We start from the raw sequence: 18,597 nt of genomic DNA, 5'->3' as shown, positions 1-18,597 counted from the left end.
GCGCTGTGGCGTTAAATCCAGAGCAACATAAAGAAGCTGCTTAACAATTTAGGCGACAACTGTCTTGAAAAACGCCGCTTACTACCAATTAGATCATTTAGATTTTAAAGGGAGTTGCCAAGTAAACTTTGATTTTCATGGTTTTTTATCTAAAGAAGATCCACATGCTGAACTTATTCTAAGTGTAACCAATTTAAAACTTAATGATAATGGAAATACAGATATTCGTAGCCTCTCAAAAAATAAAATAATTCAAGTGATTCTTTCTGAAATTGAAATGTATAAATATACTTTTTTTGAAAAATATAGAAAGTGCGAATAGAAAAGGCATTGAGCAAAAGTTTCCTTTTATTTTGAGGCCGTTGAAGAAAATAGCGTGAGCCTGACAGGACGTCAGGCTAGCTTTCGCGGTACAGGTCGATCTTTGGCATCTGGCCCATATGGATATGGGAAATATCATTACGATATCGGGAACATCATTGACCATGCCATCACGACATTCGTAAATCCATTCACATAGATTCCCATCGGAAGCGTTAGCATTTTTACTCTTTATTGTAAGATGGGCCGAAGCAGACTACAAACGAAGTTAAAAGCTGGATCAATCCCCATGGCGACCTTTTCGCATCTATTGTTTAAATCATTAAGAATAAAGTAAGCGTCTAGGCAACTACACCTACTTTTTGAAATTCCAGGGTAACAGGTTGTCGATATCCGGTGCAGGTTGGCATAGTTCAATAAGGCAAGCCATGATGTCATAAATGGGGTCAGAAACTGACGAACCCCCACAAAAAATCAATAAAAATAATGAGATAGGTTAACAACTTAGGAACATTCATGGCATTTGGTGATCAAATTTATCGCCAAACAAATATTACCACGAGTAATAAATGGATCAGAGTCTTACTTCTCACTTACTTCCACTTACTCAATACTTCACCGTTAGTTTATCAAACGGCATCCATATCTTGCTCACTTTCCGCAATAATATTAAGGACCTGTTCAAGATATTCACCTTGCACAGACTCGGTCGCGTTTCGTAGATAAGAAGGTATCATCTCTAGGAATTCACTCTTGGAGATAGGTTTGAACTCACACAATGCAGCGATCATCGCTGGACGCAGCAGTCTGCGTGCTAATGGTACGTCATCACTCGATGGAGAAATCACAGCTTGTTCGAACTTCTCGAGTTTTGAGGCTAGAGAATCGTCACTATTACAATAATCTTCAACGGATTGAAGCTGTAGTTCTTCCTGTTCAATAACTTGCTCAATTTCAATAAGCTCATTCTCGACTGATTCTAACTCATCAAATTCATGCTGAAGTGGCTCAGTCTTTAATTGATGAAGTAACTCAATAATGGGCTTAAGCTGCGCTTGTGGGTTTTTAAACCAGTCTGTTGACCAGATACGCTTAATATTCCAGCCGAGGCTTTCAAGCACTGATTGTCGTAATCTATCTCTATCTCTGGCTGATTTAGCTGAGTGATAAGTTGCACCGTCACACTCAACGCCCATCAGATAGCGACCAGGTTGCCCAGGGTCTTGTACTGCGAGATCAATAAAGTAACCAGCGACGCCAACTTGCGGTACACAGTTAAACCCCTCAAGCTTCAAGGCATTCATTACGGAAATTTCAAAATCACTGTCAGGTTGTTTTCCGGTATGAATTTGCTGCGCAAGTTTACCCGTTTGGGCATAGGCTAAGAAGCTCTTCAGTGCATGAACGCCAGGGCTGGAAGTATCTGATGCCAATATGTGACCTTCGGTCATAGAACTAAATACATGCATGCGTTTTTTGGAACGAGTGAACAGTACATTCAGTCGACGACCACCAGCGGCTGAGTTTATGGGCCCAAAGCGCTGTGGCATCTGTGCAGCTCCCGCTTCTTGGGGGCCATAAGTACATGAGATATAGATAACATCTCTCTCATCACCCTGCACGTTTTCAAGGTTCTTAAGGAACAGAGGCTCATCTAAGTTAGCGTTTTCAGCTAATACATCTCGGAAAATGACATCATCTTTTGACAGTTCCTCAACACAGCGCTCAATCTGCTCTCGCTGCTTGGCGCTCATAGCGACCACACCTAAAGATTCAGTAGGTCGATGCAGCAGATGTTTGCGCACCGCTTCGGCAATCACTTTTGCTTCTTCGATGTTGTGTTGGTTAACAAAACGACCATGTTTTACATAGGTAAACTTAATCCCAAATTCATCACTCTTACTTGATGGTGATGGGAATACCACAAGATTACTGTCATAAAATTGCTGATTAGAGAATGCAATCAAACTCTCGTGTCGAGAACGATAGTGCCAGCGTAAACGCCTTGCATTAAACATTGGCAATGAGACATCAAGAATGCTCTCAGATTGCTCAATAGCCGTTATGTCTTCGTCATCGACCTCTATGGTTTTTTCAAAAAAGCTGGTCGGAGGTAGCTGTTTAGGATCGCCCACCACCACTAACTGCTTACCTCGGGCGATAGTACCTAAAGCATCCTCAGGCTTAATTTGCGACGCTTCATCCATCACGATGATATCGAACTCTATCTGACCTGGTGCTAAATACTGCGCAACCGAGTGTGGCCCCATCATGAAACAGGGCTTCAAAGCGACGAGAGACTGACTTGCTCTGTTGATTAGCTGGCGAACAGGTACATGACGGGTTTTCTTATTAATCTCATTATTAATAAGCCCCATTTCTGTGTATGAGCTGACTCGCCCACCCGTCACTCCGGCTACCGTTTGCTCAATGCCATGCTGCGCTACTTGATATGCAATTCTTTCTTGCTGTAGCGTCTTTAACTTATTGTCGTAGTCACCAAACTGCTTACGGATTGCATTTTGCTCTGCACCAGAGAAGTATGCTAATTCTTGCTTTTCACTGATGATCTCTCTTGAGAGAATATCAAACACTGAATAGGTATATATCTTTTCAATATCATCAAGATTTAGTGCTCCGGTTTCGGTGTAGCGAAGTAGATTTTCTAACCCTTTATCAGAGAGTGAAGTTCTTATACGCACAAAATCAATCCAGGTACTGAGCCATCTAGGTTGGTCTATTGCTTGTTGATTACGATTGATCCAAGAAACAAATGTTCCGTCTGTTTTTTTGAACCAAGCTTTACCGTCTAAATCAACCCTGTCAGCAAATTTATCGCGTGATTGTAGATAAACCTGATACGCGGCTTCAATGGCTTTTAGATGAACCTCAAATTGCCGGCAATTATCACTGCTAGCATTCTCGAGAAGGTATTTCTGTAATGGCTTAGACACTAACTTGGATATGGCTTCACTCAGCAGGAGTGTCGAACGTATTATTGTTTCTGCTTGCTCGCAGTTCGATCTTGCGCTTAAAGACACCTCAGAACCAAATAGAACAGTACAAACAGTGTTCTCCTGTATCTGCTTTTCTAGTGCATTAAATTCACGAACTTGTTTTAACCCCTGCTGTAACGTTGTTAAAGTGAGATCGTTTTTGCAGACTGATTGAGTATTTTTAATATCTCTATGCAATTGATTGGCTAGCGCATTTACTCCCTCTTTTACATCCCCAAAATCAATTTGTATATCAAAAAATATTGGGTGTTTAAATACGTTACCCAATGATTTGTGAAGCTCAAAAAAATGGCTTAACTCTGTTAACGTTTTCGTGGATGCTAGATGTTTAAGCCCCTTAAATGTTTCAGCGTCAGTTGCAAATAGAGATGTTGCAAAAACTACCTTTTTACCAAAACCAATGCCATATGAGTCTCTAACGTGCTTATACCAATTCCGGATGCTGATAAGTTCTTTTATCGGCGTGTTGATACCTTTGTATTCATGCTGAAGCAGCGATTGATATGCGGGCTCATTATTCAGTTTTTCCAATAGTCTTCTATATACGACGAGGTTTTTAACTTCTTGTGATAAAGACTTAAAGTTCGGTTTTAAACCATTAGCAAGAGACAGTAGTTTAGCTCTAGCGGCTCTCCATTCACCACTGAACCAACAAAAAAAGCCCGCTGATGAAAGAACACGTTTGATTTCTCGGAGCTCATTAATACTTGGCAGAGCGTCTAAGTTGAAGTGCTCTGAAAGATTGCTGTGCAAACTTTGCATCTGAGGAAGAAGTTCTTCCAATTGCGGTAGACACTGATCTAATAGTTCATTGTCGAATAAATCGTGTCTACGCGTTACTAATAATCGGTCTAACGAGTTAATATGACCAAGGTAAGCATTTAACTCCATAAGGCCATTACAGGAAGGCTTTAAATGGTTATCTAACGATTGATCTTGGTCTTTAACTGTCTGCAGATCTTCAGCTAAGGAGTTAAAGATTGTTACTAACGAATTTAAGCTTTGCAAAAACTGATAGCTCACTGCGAGATGAACATCATCATTTACACATATTTGAGATAAGTTCTCACGTGAGCGCTCAATGGAATCCAAAAGTTCCATATCATCAAATAGTTTTTCATCTAATTGAAGAAAGATTATTTCATATAGCACCTTCGCTTGCTCATAACAATTGAGGAGCAAAATCATAGCGTTATATTCATAATCCTGAATCAAGCAGAGAGCTGGTACGTGTTCTTTACCTGTTATCACAGGCAAATTTTTATAGTCCGTTAATATGCAATCTAATGAACTACAATCTTCTATGTCTGAGGTGTTTAATTGCTTATTTAACGGTTCAATTGAATTTGATAACAACCCTATTGAGGCGTTCCACTCTTTTAATAATATACAAATTTCATCACTATCAAAAAGCTGGATCGATTTGTTATAGACACCAAACCAAGGATGTTCGATTAGCTGCGCATTAAGACCGAGTTGGGTTTTAACCTCTTTATAAACATCGGCATACCGTTTAAGATCGTCGGTAGTCCTTCTCGCTGAAATTTCATCAAAGCTTTGGCCTGTAATATGTTCAGGCTTAATCTCTTCTACTGCAATACTTCCAAACTCTTCTCGATATCGTGTTGCTGTTGAGAAAATTTGATGGATCGTGCGACCAGTATTTTTCCAGAGACTATTAATCAAATCTGCATAGTCACTCAGCGCCTGCTTTTTCTCTTCATACATTTGAATATCGATCTCTATCGAAGATGGATAACGATACTCATCTTGCTTGTTGATTCTTTGAGATATATTCTCGTAAACCTGTTTCTTTTGGGTTTTGTGGCTATGCAGCTCTAAACAGAAGTCTCCTAGACCTGCCCTTTGCAGCCTAGATTTTACGACTTGCAATGCGGCCATTTTCTCTGCGACAAAGAGAACCTTTTTACCCTGTGAGATAGCGGCGGCAATTAGGTTTGTAATTGTCTGAGATTTACCAGAACCAGGAGGTCCCTCAATAACAATATTTTTACCCTTTATTGCATCTACCAACGCACTGTGTTGAGAACTATCTGCATCGTCAATCAATGGGTAACGTTCATGAACGTCAGCTAGTTTATCGATAGCATATTCTTTACCAAAGCAAGTCCCTGACTCCCCATTATAAGCACCCTCTTTAGCAAAAAACTTTTGCAAAATACTATGATTTTGAATGTTATTGGCACCTTGTGGCCAACGATCTGGATCCAGATCCAAATACATTAGCAACTTACCAAAATCAAACATGGCTAATGTTGAAAAGCGCTTCAGTTTCCACTGTGGTTTATGCTGTATTAGTTTCTTTTCTACAAGATCAAAATACTCTTCGGGTAAAAAATCATCCTCGATTTCAGGCAGATGTAGATGAAAGTCATGTTTAAGCTTTTCACTTAGGGATAGGTTGGGAATAATATCTTCGCTTGTATACTCAACAGTATAAGTATACGTTCCGACGTTTTTATCTAGCGAAGCCCTGTCAACTTTTACAGGAATTAAGTACAAAGGAGCTTGTCTTACTACATCAGAGTTTTCATCTTCAAACCACTCAAGAAAACCAAAGGCAAGGTACAGAATGTTCGCGCCCGTTTCCTCTATTGCCGTGTTTGCTTTAGATCTGATGTTCCTGAGCTGTGCCTCTAACTCTCTAGGGTAGATCATTGACTGTATATTAGAGTCTTTATGCTTAGTGTCTTTAGTTTTGGTACTTAAGGGCAGTTCATAGCTGGTATTTAGCCCTTGAACCTTAGCCCATTCCTTTGCCGTAGGGTCTGCCTTGATTCGAACCTCCTGCCCCTTGTCATCAATGACAATATAACCATGCTCAATGAGTTCTTCCCTCTTGGGCTCGTCTATTGGCATAAATTTAAATTGGTGACCTTCAAGAAGTTCATTAGCAAGCTGGTCGGGCATCTCATCAATAACCCGAATAAATCCGGTTTTACCATGCTTGAAATTGAGGAGACGATTTCGTCCAGTGAGATCTAATAACCTATTTCTAATAGATTGCAGTGAATCAAAAGCAAAATTATCGTTTGAGGATTTAACTGCCTGGCTTTCCATAGTATCGTTACACTCCTTGTTGTTGCCTTTTACAGGCATTGTTACTACAGAACTTTTTTTTCTGTCTACCAAAGTCCATTGATAATATGCGTTTATTTTAACTTTGTCTTTTAAATCATAATATAAACAACGATTAATTGATTTTTTATCGACATCACATTCATGAGCTAACTCTTTCGCGGTCTGGTTAGTGGTCTTTGCTAAAGCAGCCTGAATGGAAGCTGGTAAATTGTTCATGATTTCGCTTTAGTACCAAATATTCTTAATCGCTCGCAAAGATGAACCAGACAGCAGACTCAATCACTATATGAGACACCCGTGATTCTAGTTTCAATATTACTCTTCATTAGCAAACTATGGAAAGGCCACCTAACCTTAGCCACTTTATAGTCGAATCTGATTGTCGATATGTACACTAAATAAATGGGGGTTAGAGTCTGAGGGTTCCCCACAAAAGAATGAATAAAAATAATGATATAGGTTAACAACTGAGGAACATTCATGGCATTTGGTGATCAAATTTATCGCCAAACAAAAATTACCACGAGTAAATGCCATGAATGCGAAACACGTTTTATCAAAATGCCTCTCACTTGTCCCCCCGCCCCTGTTAACGTAAAAAACGCACAAAACACTCCGCTTTAGTTTGTTTGCTGCCATTGAAAGCTCAATGAACGGTGGCTCGCTTTCTATCACAGGACTTGGCCGTGATATTGAGAATCAAGCCATGGAAAAACATAAGATTAAACGTGTGGATAGGCTCTGTAGTAATGGTCACTTACATCGTGATATCGAGTTCATATACACCCGTATGACCTATTTGCTCGTCGGAAAAATGAAGCAACCAATCATTCATATCGATTGGTCAGATCTTGATGACCGTAAGCAGCATTTTCTCATTCGAGCATCTTTGGCGGCTCAAGGGCGCTCATTGACACTTTATGAAGAAATACATCCGCTAAACAAAAAAGAGAAGCCTAAAACTCATCTACCATTTCTGAAAAAACTTAATCATATCCTCATGCCATTTATAGGTTTTAATGTCATACCATTTATAGGTTTTAATGCTTTTCCATTTATAGGTTTTAGTGTTTATCTCAAGTATCGTAGTAGCTGTTAACTATAGTTAAATAAACTGTATGACACTAAATACATAGGCCAACACCTGGATTCCGGCTCAAAAGCATTGCCGGAATGACGTAAATATAAACAATACCGCTATGAGGTGTGTTTAGAACTCTTCTGGTGTGACACAAACAAAAAAGCGACCTTTCGGTCGCTTTTAAATTCTAAAACTTCAAATGAAGCTAACTATTCCATAATTGCGTCGCTGGCGATGATAAGACAATGAAGTTTGAGGTTTTCGCCGCGGAGTTGACTGGTGTCAAACTCCTTATTTCGAGCTATTGTAAAACTACAATTGAAGCGTAAATAGCGTTACTGCCGAGAGTAAAACAAAAAAGCGACCTTGCGGTCGCTTTTAAATATTTGGAGCTCAATTGAAGCCCACTACCACCATAATTGCGTCGCTGGCGAAGCTAGTACAAGGCGAACCGAAGGCTCTAGCGCGGAGTTGACTGTTGTCAATGAGCACTGGAGCCGAGGTTCAACGCCGTAATAGCGAGACTAAGCAGCAATTATTCGTAGTCTGATAGAGGGACGCATGCACACATCAGGTTGCGATCGCCATAAACATCATCAATACGATTAACCGTCGGCCAAAACTTATTCGCCTTAACCGCTGCCGTTGGGAATACGGCCACTTCACGACTGTACGGACGTGAATCGAACTCTGGGTCCATAATATCCGCTAGGGTGTGAGGAGCATTATGCAGTGGGTTATTGTCCACTGGCCACTCGCCTGCTTCTACTTTGGTAATTTCACCGCGAATAGAAATCATCGCTTCGATGAAACGGTCTAGCTCAACCTTAGACTCAGATTCAGTAGGCTCAATCATCAACGTACCCGCTACCGGGAAGCTCATGGTTGGTGAATGGAAACCATAGTCGTTTAGACGCTTAGCGATATCCATTTCGGTCACGCCTGAGGTTTCTTTTAATGGGCGTAAATCGATAATACATTCATGGGCAACACGGTCGTTACGGCCAGTAAATAATACTGGGTAATGAGGCAGTAGCTTTTTCATGATGTAGTTAGCGTTTAATAGCGCAGTTTGGGTTGATTGCTTAACCCCTTTAGTGCCCAACAACTTAATGTACATCCAGCTGATTGGCAAAATGCTGGCGCTACCATAAGGTGCGGCAGATACGGCGCCGTTATGGTCGCTTTCGCGGCCTGGCTTAATCACTGTGTGGCCTGCTACAAATGGCGCAAGGTGTGCTTTAACACCAATTGGGCCCATACCTGGACCACCGCCGCCGTGCGGGATAGCAAAGGTTTTGTGTAAGTTAAGGTGCGATACGTCTGCGCCGATAAAGCCTGGTGATGTTAAACCAACCTGTGCGTTCATGTTTGCGCCGTCTAGGTACACTTGACCGCCATATTGATGGACGATTTCACATACTTCGCGGATTGATTCTTCATAAACACCGTGAGTCGATGGGTACGTGATCATGATGCATGAAAGGCTGTCGGCAAGTTCTGCTGCTTTAGTGCGTAAGTCTTCTAAATCAACGTTTCCTTGCTTGTCGCACGCAGTAACCACTACCTTCATACCGGCAAGTTGTGCCGATGCTGGGTTAGTGCCGTGAGCTGATTGTGGGATTAAGCAAATGTTACGGTGCGCGTCGCCGCGAGACTCGTGGTATTTCTTAATCGCTAATAAGCCAGCGTACTCGCCTTGCGCACCTGAGTTTGGTTGAATACACACAGAATCGTAACCGGTGATTTTAACTAAAAACTCAGACAGTTCGTTAATTAACTGGGTGTAACCTTGTGCCTGATCTAGCGGGCAGAATGGGTGCATGTTAGCAAATTCTGGCCAGCTTACTGGTAGCATTTCCACTGCGGCGTTGAGTTTCATGGTGCATGAACCTAACGAGATCATTGAGTGGTTTAAGGCTAAATCTTTGTTTTCGAGACGCTTGATATAACGCATCATCTCGGTTTCGCTTTGGTAGCGATTAAACGTTGGATGAGTTAATACCGCATCTTGACGTACTAGCGCGTCTGGAATTGACTGGCTGCCATTAGCAACGATGTCGGCATCGAGTGCTGCAATATCTAAACCGTGGCCTGCGCCTAGGATAACATCAAATAAGTCTGCGATATCTGTACGGATAGTGGTTTCATCTAAGCTGATACCAAACACGCCGTCTGCATCTATACGTAAGTTCACTTGCGCAGCTATGGCGCGGGCATTAATGGCGGCAACGTCGGCACCTTTAACACTGATGGTGTCAAACCAAGTGGTGTTAGCTAAGGTTAAGCCTTTTGCTGTTAAGCCTGCCGCTAAAATGTCGGCTAAACGGTTAATGCGTGATGCGATGGTTTTTAAGCCTTGTGGGCCGTGGAATACCGCATAAAACGACGCCATGTTGGCTAATAAAATTTGCGCGGTACAAATGTTTGAGTTGGCTTTTTCGCGGCGAATATGTTGCTCGCGCGTTTGCATGGCCATACGTAATGCGCTGTTGCCGCGGGTGTCTTTTGACACACCAATAATACGGCCTGGCATTGAACGCTTGTGTTCGTCACGGGCAACGAAGAATGCTGCGTGTGGTCCGCCGTATCCCATTGGTACGCCAAAACGTTGCGCGCTACCAAATACGACATCTGCGCCCATGGCGCCCGGTGATTTAAGTAACATTAACGACATGATGTCGGCTGCTACTGTGACAATGACTTTGTTGTCACGGAGCGTGGCAAATAGCTCAGTGTAATCGGTAATTTGGCCAATACGGTTGGTGTACTGGAACAAGGCACCAAATAACTCGTAATTTACCGCTTCACTTGCTGGGCCAACAACGACTTCAAAACCAAAACATTCAGCGCGGGTTTTCACTACGTCTAATGTTTGTGGGAATACGTCATCGGCAACAAAGAAGATGTTGGCTTTTTTAGCTTTAGACACGCGCTTGGCAAGGGCCATGGCTTCTGCCGCGGCGGTTGCTTCGTCCAGTAATGAGGCTGATGCAAGGTCAAGACCGGTTAGGTCCATTGACACTTGTTGGAAGTTTAAAATTGCTTCTAAACGGCCCTGGGCGATTTCTGGCTGATATGGAGTATAAGCAGTGTACCAACCTGGATTTTCGAACACGTTACGCAAAATAACATTTGGCACTTGCACGCCGTAGTAACCCATCCCGATATAGCTTTTAAAGACTTTGTTTTTGTCTGCTATGTTGCGGATATAGGCAATACCTTCGGCTTCGCCACACGAGTCACCGATGGTGAGGTCTTGTGGTAAACGGATTTTGCCAGGAACGGTTTGCGCGGTTAAGTCTTCTAACGACTCTGCACCAATGAAGTTGAGCATTTCTTGTTGCTGCTCAGCACTTGGGCCAATGTGGCGTGTTAGAAATAACTCGTGTTGTTCTAGTTGTGTCAGGGTTTGCTTGGTCATGTTAAACCTTGTTCCAAATCGACCAGTTATGGCGGTAGGGCACAGAACTGGATTAGGGTGAAAATGGGTAATACGTGAATAACCTGTTTAGGGTTTATTATGTTGCGCGCTCGTCATTTTTTTTAGCTGCACATAACAAAGAAGCTCCCGAGGGAGCTTCCTGCGTCATTGGCGCTTATTCTTGGTCAATCACTTCTTGGTAACCGTCTGCATCTAATAATGCATCCACTTCTGATTCGTCAGAAGGCATAACACGGAAGAACCAACCGTCACCAAATGCGTCGCTGTTAACACGCTCTGGCGAATCTTCTAAAGATTCGTTTACGGCAATCACTTCACCAGAAATAGGTGCATAGATGTCTGATGCCGCTTTAACTGATTCAGCCACTGCGCAGTCTTCACCGGCTGTGACTGTGTCGCCAACTTCTGGCAATTCTACGAATACCATGTCGCCTAATAGCTCTTGAGCATGCTCAGTGATACCTACTGTGTAGCTACCGTCTGATTCTTTACGGATCCATTCGTGTGAAGATGCATATTTCAAGTCTGCTGGAATAGTGCTCATTATCGTTGTTCCTTAATCTGATGTTCTAATACTTAACAAATAAATTCTTTTTAGGTAAAGCACAACTCATTTTATTGAGTCGTTAGAAAGCTTGCTTACCGTTACGTACAAAACTTGGAGCGATGACTTTTACGTTAACACGCTTTTTACGCATTTCAACTTCAGCTACAGCACCAATACCATTAGGCACACGGGCCATGGCAATAGAATAGCCTAATGTTGGCGAAAACGAACCGCTAGTGATCACACCTTGATGCTCAACACCGTTTGCGTCGGTAAAAAATACTGCCATATCGTGGCGTAATACGCCCTTTTCTTCCATGACTAAGCCGACTAATTTGTCTGTGCCAGCCGCTTTAATGGCGGTAAGTGCATCACGGCCAATAAAGTCACGTTCGCTTGGCTCCCACGCAACTGTCCAGCCCATGTTAGCGGCTAATGGATTAATTGACTCGTCCATGTCCTGACCATACAGGTTCATGCCCGCTTCTAAGCGTAATGTGTCACGTGCACCTAAACCACATGGCTTAACGCCTGCATCTAGTAGTGCTTGCCATAAGGCTTCGGCTTCGGCTTCTGGAACAATAATTTCGTAGCCCGCTTCGCCGGTGTAACCGGTTGTAGCAATAAATAAGCTGGCTGATTGCACACCAAAGAATGGCTTCATGCCTTCAACGGCAGCATTTTGCTCGGTAGAAAATACAGTAGCTGCTTTGGCTTTAGCATTAGGACCTTGCACAGCAATCATCGCAAGCTCTGGACGTTCAGTCACCACAACATCAAATGCTGCGGCTTGTTTGTTGATCCAGGCGAGGTCTTTGTCGCGAGTAGCGGAGTTAACCACCACGCGGTAATGGGTGTCGGTTAAGTAGTAGGTAATAAGGTCGTCGATGATGCCAGCGTTTTCGTCTAGCATTCCGCCGTAAAGGGCTTTACCAGGTACGGTAAGTTTGGCGACATCGTTAGCAAGTAACTTACGTAAGAAGGCACAAGCATCGCTGCCGGTAACGTCAACTACGGTCATGTGCGACACGTCGAACATGCCTGCGTCTTGACGTACTGCGTGATGTTCTTCGATTTGAGAGCCGTAGTTAATCGGCATTTCCCAACCGTGGAAATCAACCATTTTGGCTTTAGATTCTAAATGCTTGTTAAAAAGTACAGTCTTGCTAGCCATTATTATCCCTTTTTTTGGGCCTTTAATTAGGTCTTAATCTAATGTAGGTATTTGATAAAATGCGAACAAAATTATACTCCGCAGACCTAATTTGTATACAAAAAATTTTTCTAATCCGAGTCCGGTCGCATTAGTTTAGCTAATCTATTGTTGTAATTTTTTTACATAATCTTTTACAATAAAAACGCCAATTTAACTGTGTAGACTGATATTAAACGAGTTTCTACATTAGCTATGATGAAATTGGCTCACGACAAAGTTTAGGTAATGTCATTTTGTTACCCATAGCCTGTTTGATGAACACTGTTTTCAGCCCAGCGACATTATCAACTAGGGTTAGGCCTATGTCGCGCATGGCTTTTTTAAGCGGATTGCTGCCGGCAAACAGTCTTTTAAAGCCTTCCATGGTGGCAATCATCTCCATCGCCTCTGCTTTACGCCAACGTTCAAGGGCTCGTAAGTGGCTATATTCGCCTAAATCTTTACCTTGCTCATGCAGTTCGGTAAAGGTTTCGATGATACTGGCGGCGTCTAAAAAACCTAAGTTAACCCCCTGGCCAGCTAACGGATGAATGGTATGAGCTGCATCACCTGCCAGTACTAATCGATGGCGGGCAAAGTGGCGCGCATAGCGCATCCGTAGCGGAAATGATTGACGCTCGCTGATCACCTGGCACATGCCTAAACGGCCATCTAGCGCGGCAGTTAACGCTTTGCCAAATTCTATATCGTCTAATGCTAACAATTGTTCGGCTTGGTCGGGCGATACCGACCAGACGATGGAACATAAATTGTCGTCATACAATGGCAACATAGCTAATGGACCACCGGGTAAAAAGGCTTGTCTGGCGGTGGCGTCGTGAGCGAGTTCGGTGCGCACAGTCGCGACAATAGCATGGTGGCCGTAGTCCCAAAATGTTAGCGGAATACTGCATTGTTGGCGCACCCAAGAGTTGGCTCCGTCGGCGGCAACCACTACGGCGGCACTGACATTGTCGCCATTGGCTAGGGTTAGCCAAGCTTCGCGCTCGCCGAAGGCTACGCGCTCAAGACGTTGGTTTTCAATATAGGTAATGTTGCTTATTTCGCTGGCACGTTTGGCAAGGGCATAACTGATGGCATCGTTTTCTATGATCGAGCCTAAATAGGCTTCGCTGATGCTGTGAGCGTCGAACTCAATTTTGCCTAGGCCGTCTTTGTCCCACACCGACATTTTTTGGTAAGGGCTAACACGGCTGTCGTCGAGGTATTGCCACGCGCCGAGATTTTCAAGTAATTGCTGACTGGCTTTGTTAATCGCACTAACGCGTAATTTAGGCTCGCCACTGACCGCTTGGGTTGTGCCAGCATCGATAACCACCACATTAAGGTCGGCATTGGCTAAACCGATTGCGGTTGCAAGCCCAACCATACCACCGCCGACGATGGCAACATCATAAGTTTTAGTTGAAAACATGGTCAATCCTTACCTTAAAATGAGTTAACGCCAGCCCATGGCGGTTTGCACTACGGGGCGTTTTAACGGCGGTAGCCAAGACAATAAACGCAAACCGATATTGCGTCCGGCAACTAACGGCCAATATTGATTGGAAAAGCCACGCACTAAAAATTCGATGTTGTTGAGTGTGCTGTCGCGATCGGCTTGGCGAGCGGCTAAATATTGATGCACGATAGCGCTGCTGCCGAGGTCGACTTCGGTTGCGGTGCTGCTGCTAAAGGCGTGTTCAAGCACCTTGAGTAGCCCGACTACATCACGTAAACCTAGGTTAAAGCCTTGTCCAGCGATAGGGTGTAGCGTTTGCGCGGCGTTACCGATAAATATACAACGATGGTAAATCGGCCTTGGCATGTACGATAACGTGAGTGGATAACTGACCCGCTGCCCCACATCGATAAAGCGGCCGACACGATGGCCAAATGCTTGTTGCAATTCCACTAAAAATTCAGCTTTATCTGCATTTTTTAATGCATCAGCTTTGGCTGGCGGTAATGCCCATACCAGTGAATATCGCGCTTGAGTAGAAGGTGTTGATGGCACTGACGTCATCGGTAACAGTGCTAATGGGCCGGTTTGGGTAAAGCGCTCATAAGCCCAGTGTTGATGCGGTTGGTCGGTAATGACATTGGCAACGACCGCCGTTTGATCAAAATTGACTTGCTCAGTAGGCTGCTGTAAATGTTGACGCACAACCGAGTTAGCGCCATCTGCGGCTACCAGCAACTGACAATGCAGCTGAGTGCCATTATCTAATGTTAATAAGTGACCGTCTGTTTGGGCTTGTAAATCAGTGACTTTGGCAGGACAAAAAACGCTGACAGATGACTTAGCCAGTTCGTCGAATAACACGTTACCCACTCGAGCTAATTCAACCACCTGCCCTAATGCATCTAAGCCTAATGGTTTAGCGTTGAGTTCGGTCATGCCAAAGTGGCCGCGATCAGACACATGAATATTTTCGATCGCGGTGCCAAGATGCTGCAACTTAGGCCAAATGCCTAAACGAGTCAGTTCGAAAATAGAACCGTGCGCAATGGCGATAGAGCGGGCATCAAAACCGGGATGATTGTTGTTGGCAACATGGGCTTCGATTAATGCAATACGCAGCGGGCGCGCTAAAGTGGCAGATGATAACGTAGCAGATAGTGTGGCAGATAACTTAGCTAACCCTAGGGCTAACGTGGCACCTGCCATGGCGCCACCCACTATGGCAATATCAACGACGAGTGGCTCGGTAGAAGTGTGTGCTGTGGTCATACGCTGCGTTGCTGCCTATACCAAAATGTTAGTGAAAAGTAGAATGCTCATCGGTGTCATTCAAAGGCATGTCTAAGCCAAACTCTGAATAACATAAAATAGCTGACATTCTGACAAACTCTTGCAGTTCTTCGTAGGCAACTTCTGATTCTTCGTCATCACCGACATCAAATTCTACTTGAGCGATATCGGCAAGGTCTTTAATTACCTCACGCACATCGGTTGACGCTTTGTTTAGCTCTGGTTGAATAATGGCAATGCCCGTTAAAAAACTTTGGGTCCACAAGGCTAACGCTTCAACGCGATCGCTCAGCGGCGCTTCTTCTTCTGGTAATAAAAGAGTAAAGCCAAATTCGAAATCGACTAAGCGGGTCACGGTGTCTTGATACAAATCGCTGATCAGCTGTTGTAAGTTTGGTTCTAGCGGTTGACCGTCGTTCATTAACTCAACTAACGGCTTGAGCCAGGCTAAATTTTCTTGCTTTACACCACCACAAATAATCCCAACAAGCGCCCCGTGCACTTCTACTGGATGCTGGCCGACTTCAGCGTAATCTAAGGCCTGTTTTAGTTTTTCGATACATAATGAAGGTGGGATTGCCATGGTAAATTCCTAAAAGCGCTATATCTGCTTCAATGCTAGCAGAGTTACTATGATGCTCCAAATGCTAGTGTGTATTGTGCCCAAATAATGCCTAGACTGAAGCGGATTTGTTCACACAAACAGCAAATAGTTAAAAAGGGATGCTGTTGCCTTGCTCTTTTAAATTCAGCCCTATATAGTTCGCGAACTGACTAAGGATCTGAGGCAACATTATGAGTAACAGTGCTGTTGACATTACCCTATTAGGGCGCACCTACTCTATCGCATGTCCAAAAGGACGCGAAGATGCATTGCGGACTGTTGCCAGAGAAGTTGAAAACCAACTGACAACCTTAAAGTCGCGTACTAATAATTTAAGCCGTGAAGAGTTAGCCATTATGGCGGCGCTGAACATTGGCAATGAATTGTATGAAGAAAAACAAAAAAACAAACAATATATGGCGCAAATGGATGAGCGTATTTCTTTGTTACAGTCAACGTTGGAAACATCGTTGGTTGAACGAAGCCGCTAGGAAGGCTAAACTAAGATTTCAGAACTAAGCATTGCTTAATTCTACCCTGTTTTGCTCCCTGGGATATTTGCTCGTTGGTTAAGTCCCTGTGCCGATAATTACAAACCCAGGGTGAATGCTTTCGTTAACATTGTGCATGCTCGGATTATACCGAGAAGCCTTAGGAGATGAACATTTACCCGCCTTGAACCTACGGTTCAAGGGCTGCGCCGGCAGCGGTATTTTGGGGAGCATTCTAATTTTATGATGAACACTCTTTAAGAAGTGTTCATCATACCTCTGCAATATTCCATTATTTGTTACCTTGATTTAGCCATAAACATTTATGTCTGCTCATATATCAGTCTCATTGATATAAAAGATAACAACCATTTGCTGCATTAATGTGCCTTAAATTGAAAAATCTAAATGGTGCTGGACTGGATCTGAAACTAATCAGGTTTTGATAAGTCATCCTCGTTCACATTTTGATGTTTGAATTAAGTTTACTTTAATCCATAAGGTTGTTTTACCGGGTTCATTAATGTATAAAACATTAAATATTAATAACTTGTAAATATGGATTATGACAAGTCGTGTCGTCGCCCCCTATTTTTACAGCATCATTATGGCTGTACTACTGCTGACTTTAGCAGGCTGTAAATCCACCCCAACGCCTTCACCTAAGCCTGTTAATATTGTTCCCACTGAGTTATCTCATTTACCAACTGATGCTGCTACCCAAGGCTTGAATATTATTGATACTCAGCTGAGCCTGGGCGACCGTAATTTATATCTGGCCAATAATGGCAATATCAAAATGCTGTCTACTGCCGAATGTCGATTAGACATATCAGCTCATCGGGGCGATTTTCGGCAGCCAGAAAGCAGTGCCAATGCCATTGCAGCGGCGTTAAATGATAATTTTAACAGTGTTGAAATTGACGTAATGCTACTCAAAGATGGTACTTGGGTTAATCATCACGATAGTCAGACCGGTCGCGCGACGGTGTATTACACCGGTGAACGCTTCAAACTAAACCGTATGAACTTTCAAGAGTTTGCTAATCTCAAACTGCGAGACAAGCAAAGTAACCATTTACTGGATCAACGCCCTATTGCTGCTGTTGAAGCCTTTAAAACCTTTGCGGCATATCGCAATCACAATCAACAACTGAATGTAGAAATTAAGTCTGACACCAACGGCCAAAAACTCGTTGAACTCGATAATATGCTCAGAAAATATATTGGTTTAGGTGGTTTTTATTATTCAGCCGCGGACCAAGACACACTCTATAAACTCCGGGGTATTAACCCTTCAGTTTATTTAGGCTTTATTCAAGGTGGACACCCAACAAGCATTGAAAAATTAACGGCTGATTTGCGTAAAGGCGTAAAAAACGATACTTATTATTTAGATAATAAAAATAAGCTTGAGCTAGTGGGTCGATACGGTACTAAGCGTTATCGTTCACGTTATAAAGATTATACGGCAAAATCCTCACTTTCTGAATTACAGAGAAAACTGGGTAAAAACTCTGGGCTCCACCTAGATATCCGTAGCTTTATGCAACATACCAACGTTAAATATCATGCACATCAACTCGGAATGAAAGTGTATACCTATTCGCTCAATGGTAGCGAGTATCATCAATCACAGCTCATCAAATTAACCACAGATCAACTTCCTGATGGCGCCATTGTCGATGCGACACCTTACAAAATTTGCCAACGTCTATTCAATGCTGCTTTGCCAGTTAAACGTTATCAGCCATTGAGCCATCTTGGTCGCTATATTGCGTCTTTACCGCAAGATGCTGACTTTGATCGTTTTGCCGAAATGCGTGGCTATCAAAACGAAGGTTACTATCTATCATTAGACTCTGGCCTTGCTGCCATCAACGCGACTCCCGTTAAAGTAGTGCCAAACACTATTCCTACTCCGTTGTTAGAACATGGTTTTCCTACTATCACTGATGAAAAAATTGATAACAATACAGGTGATACAATCATTTTAAGGTTGCCTGCACGCCAAGCTAAATAGCGATTAAATAACGACA

The 18,597-nt window shown here is 43.1% G+C and carries 10 protein-coding genes, 1 other RNA gene and 1 pseudogene; 5 read left to right on the top strand and 7 right to left on the bottom strand.

The window, feature by feature from the left end:
• The first annotated feature begins 64 nt into the window (after positions 1–64).
• Positions 65–322, top strand: a complete 258-nt coding sequence (locus AAEY99_RS07975) for a hypothetical protein (protein ID WP_351009953.1) — start codon at positions 65–67, stop codon at positions 320–322.
• Between the two features lie 628 nt (positions 323–950).
• Here AAEY99_RS07975 and hhe read toward each other — a convergent pair.
• Positions 951–6,656, bottom strand: a complete 5,706-nt coding sequence (hhe, locus tag AAEY99_RS07970; RefSeq protein ID WP_351009950.1) for a DUF4011 domain-containing anti-phage protein Hhe — start codon at positions 6,654–6,656, stop codon at positions 951–953.
• 319 nt (positions 6,657–6,975) lie between these two features.
• On the opposite strand from hhe, the pseudogene AAEY99_RS07965 reads away from it, so the two are divergent.
• Positions 6,976–7,440, top strand: a pseudogene (locus AAEY99_RS07965) (IS4 family transposase); the annotation flags it as partial.
• Positions 7,441–8,056: 616 nt separating this feature from the next.
• Here AAEY99_RS07965 and gcvP read toward each other — a convergent pair.
• The 6 genes from gcvP to AAEY99_RS07935 all read right to left on the bottom strand — a co-directional run bounded on the left by gcvP (position 8,057) and on the right by AAEY99_RS07935 (position 16,046).
• Positions 8,057–10,945 carry an aminomethyl-transferring glycine dehydrogenase gene (gene gcvP, locus AAEY99_RS07960; RefSeq protein ID WP_351009948.1) on the bottom strand — a complete coding sequence of 963 codons (2,889 nt, stop codon included), beginning with the start codon at positions 10,943–10,945 and terminating at the stop codon, positions 8,057–8,059.
• Between the two features lie 175 nt (positions 10,946–11,120).
• The gene (gcvH, locus tag AAEY99_RS07955; protein ID WP_101086035.1) at positions 11,121–11,510 is read right to left on the bottom strand and encodes a glycine cleavage system protein GcvH; all 390 of its coding nucleotides are present in this window, start codon (positions 11,508–11,510) and stop codon (positions 11,121–11,123) included.
• An 82-nt stretch (positions 11,511–11,592) separates the two neighbouring features.
• A complete protein-coding gene (gene gcvT / locus AAEY99_RS07950) occupies positions 11,593–12,687 on the bottom strand; it encodes a glycine cleavage system aminomethyltransferase GcvT (protein ID WP_335690766.1) in 1,095 nt (364 codons plus the stop codon).
• Between the two features lie 232 nt (positions 12,688–12,919).
• The gene (locus AAEY99_RS07945; RefSeq protein ID WP_351009945.1) at positions 12,920–14,143 is read right to left on the bottom strand and encodes an FAD-dependent oxidoreductase; all 1,224 of its coding nucleotides are present in this window, start codon (positions 14,141–14,143) and stop codon (positions 12,920–12,922) included.
• A gap of 24 nt (positions 14,144–14,167) precedes the next feature.
• Positions 14,168–15,442 carry a 2-octaprenyl-6-methoxyphenyl hydroxylase gene (gene ubiH / locus AAEY99_RS07940; RefSeq protein ID WP_351009942.1) on the bottom strand — a complete coding sequence of 425 codons (1,275 nt, stop codon included), beginning with the start codon at positions 15,440–15,442 and terminating at the stop codon, positions 14,168–14,170.
• A gap of 28 nt (positions 15,443–15,470) precedes the next feature.
• Positions 15,471–16,046, bottom strand: coding sequence for a UPF0149 family protein (locus tag AAEY99_RS07935; protein WP_101086039.1), 576 nt, complete (start codon positions 16,044–16,046; stop codon positions 15,471–15,473).
• 212 nt (positions 16,047–16,258) lie between these two features.
• Here AAEY99_RS07935 and AAEY99_RS07930 point away from each other — a divergent pair, with 212 nt between their 5' ends.
• The 3 genes from AAEY99_RS07930 to AAEY99_RS07920 all read left to right on the top strand — a co-directional run bounded on the left by AAEY99_RS07930 (position 16,259) and on the right by AAEY99_RS07920 (position 18,581).
• Positions 16,259–16,558, top strand: a complete 300-nt coding sequence (locus AAEY99_RS07930) for a cell division protein ZapA (protein WP_101086040.1) — start codon at positions 16,259–16,261, stop codon at positions 16,556–16,558.
• Between the two features lie 52 nt (positions 16,559–16,610).
• Positions 16,611–16,792, top strand: a non-coding RNA gene (gene ssrS / locus AAEY99_RS07925) — 6S RNA.
• Positions 16,793–17,123: 331 nt separating this feature from the next.
• Positions 17,124–18,581 (top strand): glycerophosphodiester phosphodiesterase, encoded by a 1,458-nt coding sequence (locus AAEY99_RS07920; RefSeq protein ID WP_351009938.1) that lies wholly within the window; start codon positions 17,124–17,126, stop codon positions 18,579–18,581.
• Positions 18,582–18,597 lie beyond the last annotated feature (16 nt).

Origin of the sequence: Shewanella sp. S1-58-MNA-CIBAN-0166, from assembly GCF_040310085.1 — a bacterium.
Classification (GTDB): domain Bacteria; phylum Pseudomonadota; class Gammaproteobacteria; order Enterobacterales; family Shewanellaceae; genus Shewanella.
The sequence above is the reverse complement of the archived record's forward strand: the minus strand, read 5'-3'. Positions and strand labels throughout refer to the sequence as shown.

What these genes read in the sequence shown, in the direction of transcription:
- AAEY99_RS07945 (WP_351009945.1), bottom strand. Translation starts at nt 14,143, where the DNA reads ATGTTTTCAACTAAAACTTATGATGTTGCCATCGTCGGCGGTGGTATG.
- AAEY99_RS07920 (WP_351009938.1), top strand. Translation starts at nt 17,124, where the DNA reads ATGACAAGTCGTGTCGTCGCCCCCTATTTTTACAGCATCATTATGGCT.
- AAEY99_RS07930 (WP_101086040.1), top strand. Translation starts at nt 16,259, where the DNA reads ATGAGTAACAGTGCTGTTGACATTACCCTATTAGGGCGCACCTACTCT.
- gcvH (WP_101086035.1), bottom strand. Translation starts at nt 11,510, where the DNA reads ATGAGCACTATTCCAGCAGACTTGAAATATGCATCTTCACACGAATGG.
- AAEY99_RS07935 (WP_101086039.1), bottom strand. Translation starts at nt 16,046, where the DNA reads ATGGCAATCCCACCTTCATTATGTATCGAAAAACTAAAACAGGCCTTA.
- hhe (WP_351009950.1), bottom strand. Translation starts at nt 6,656, where the DNA reads ATGAACAATTTACCAGCTTCCATTCAGGCTGCTTTAGCAAAGACCACT.
- gcvP (WP_351009948.1), bottom strand. Translation starts at nt 10,945, where the DNA reads ATGACCAAGCAAACCCTGACACAACTAGAACAACACGAGTTATTTCTA.
- ubiH (WP_351009942.1), bottom strand. Translation starts at nt 15,442, where the DNA reads ATGACCACAGCACACACTTCTACCGAGCCACTCGTCGTTGATATTGCC.
- gcvT (WP_335690766.1), bottom strand. Translation starts at nt 12,687, where the DNA reads ATGGCTAGCAAGACTGTACTTTTTAACAAGCATTTAGAATCTAAAGCC.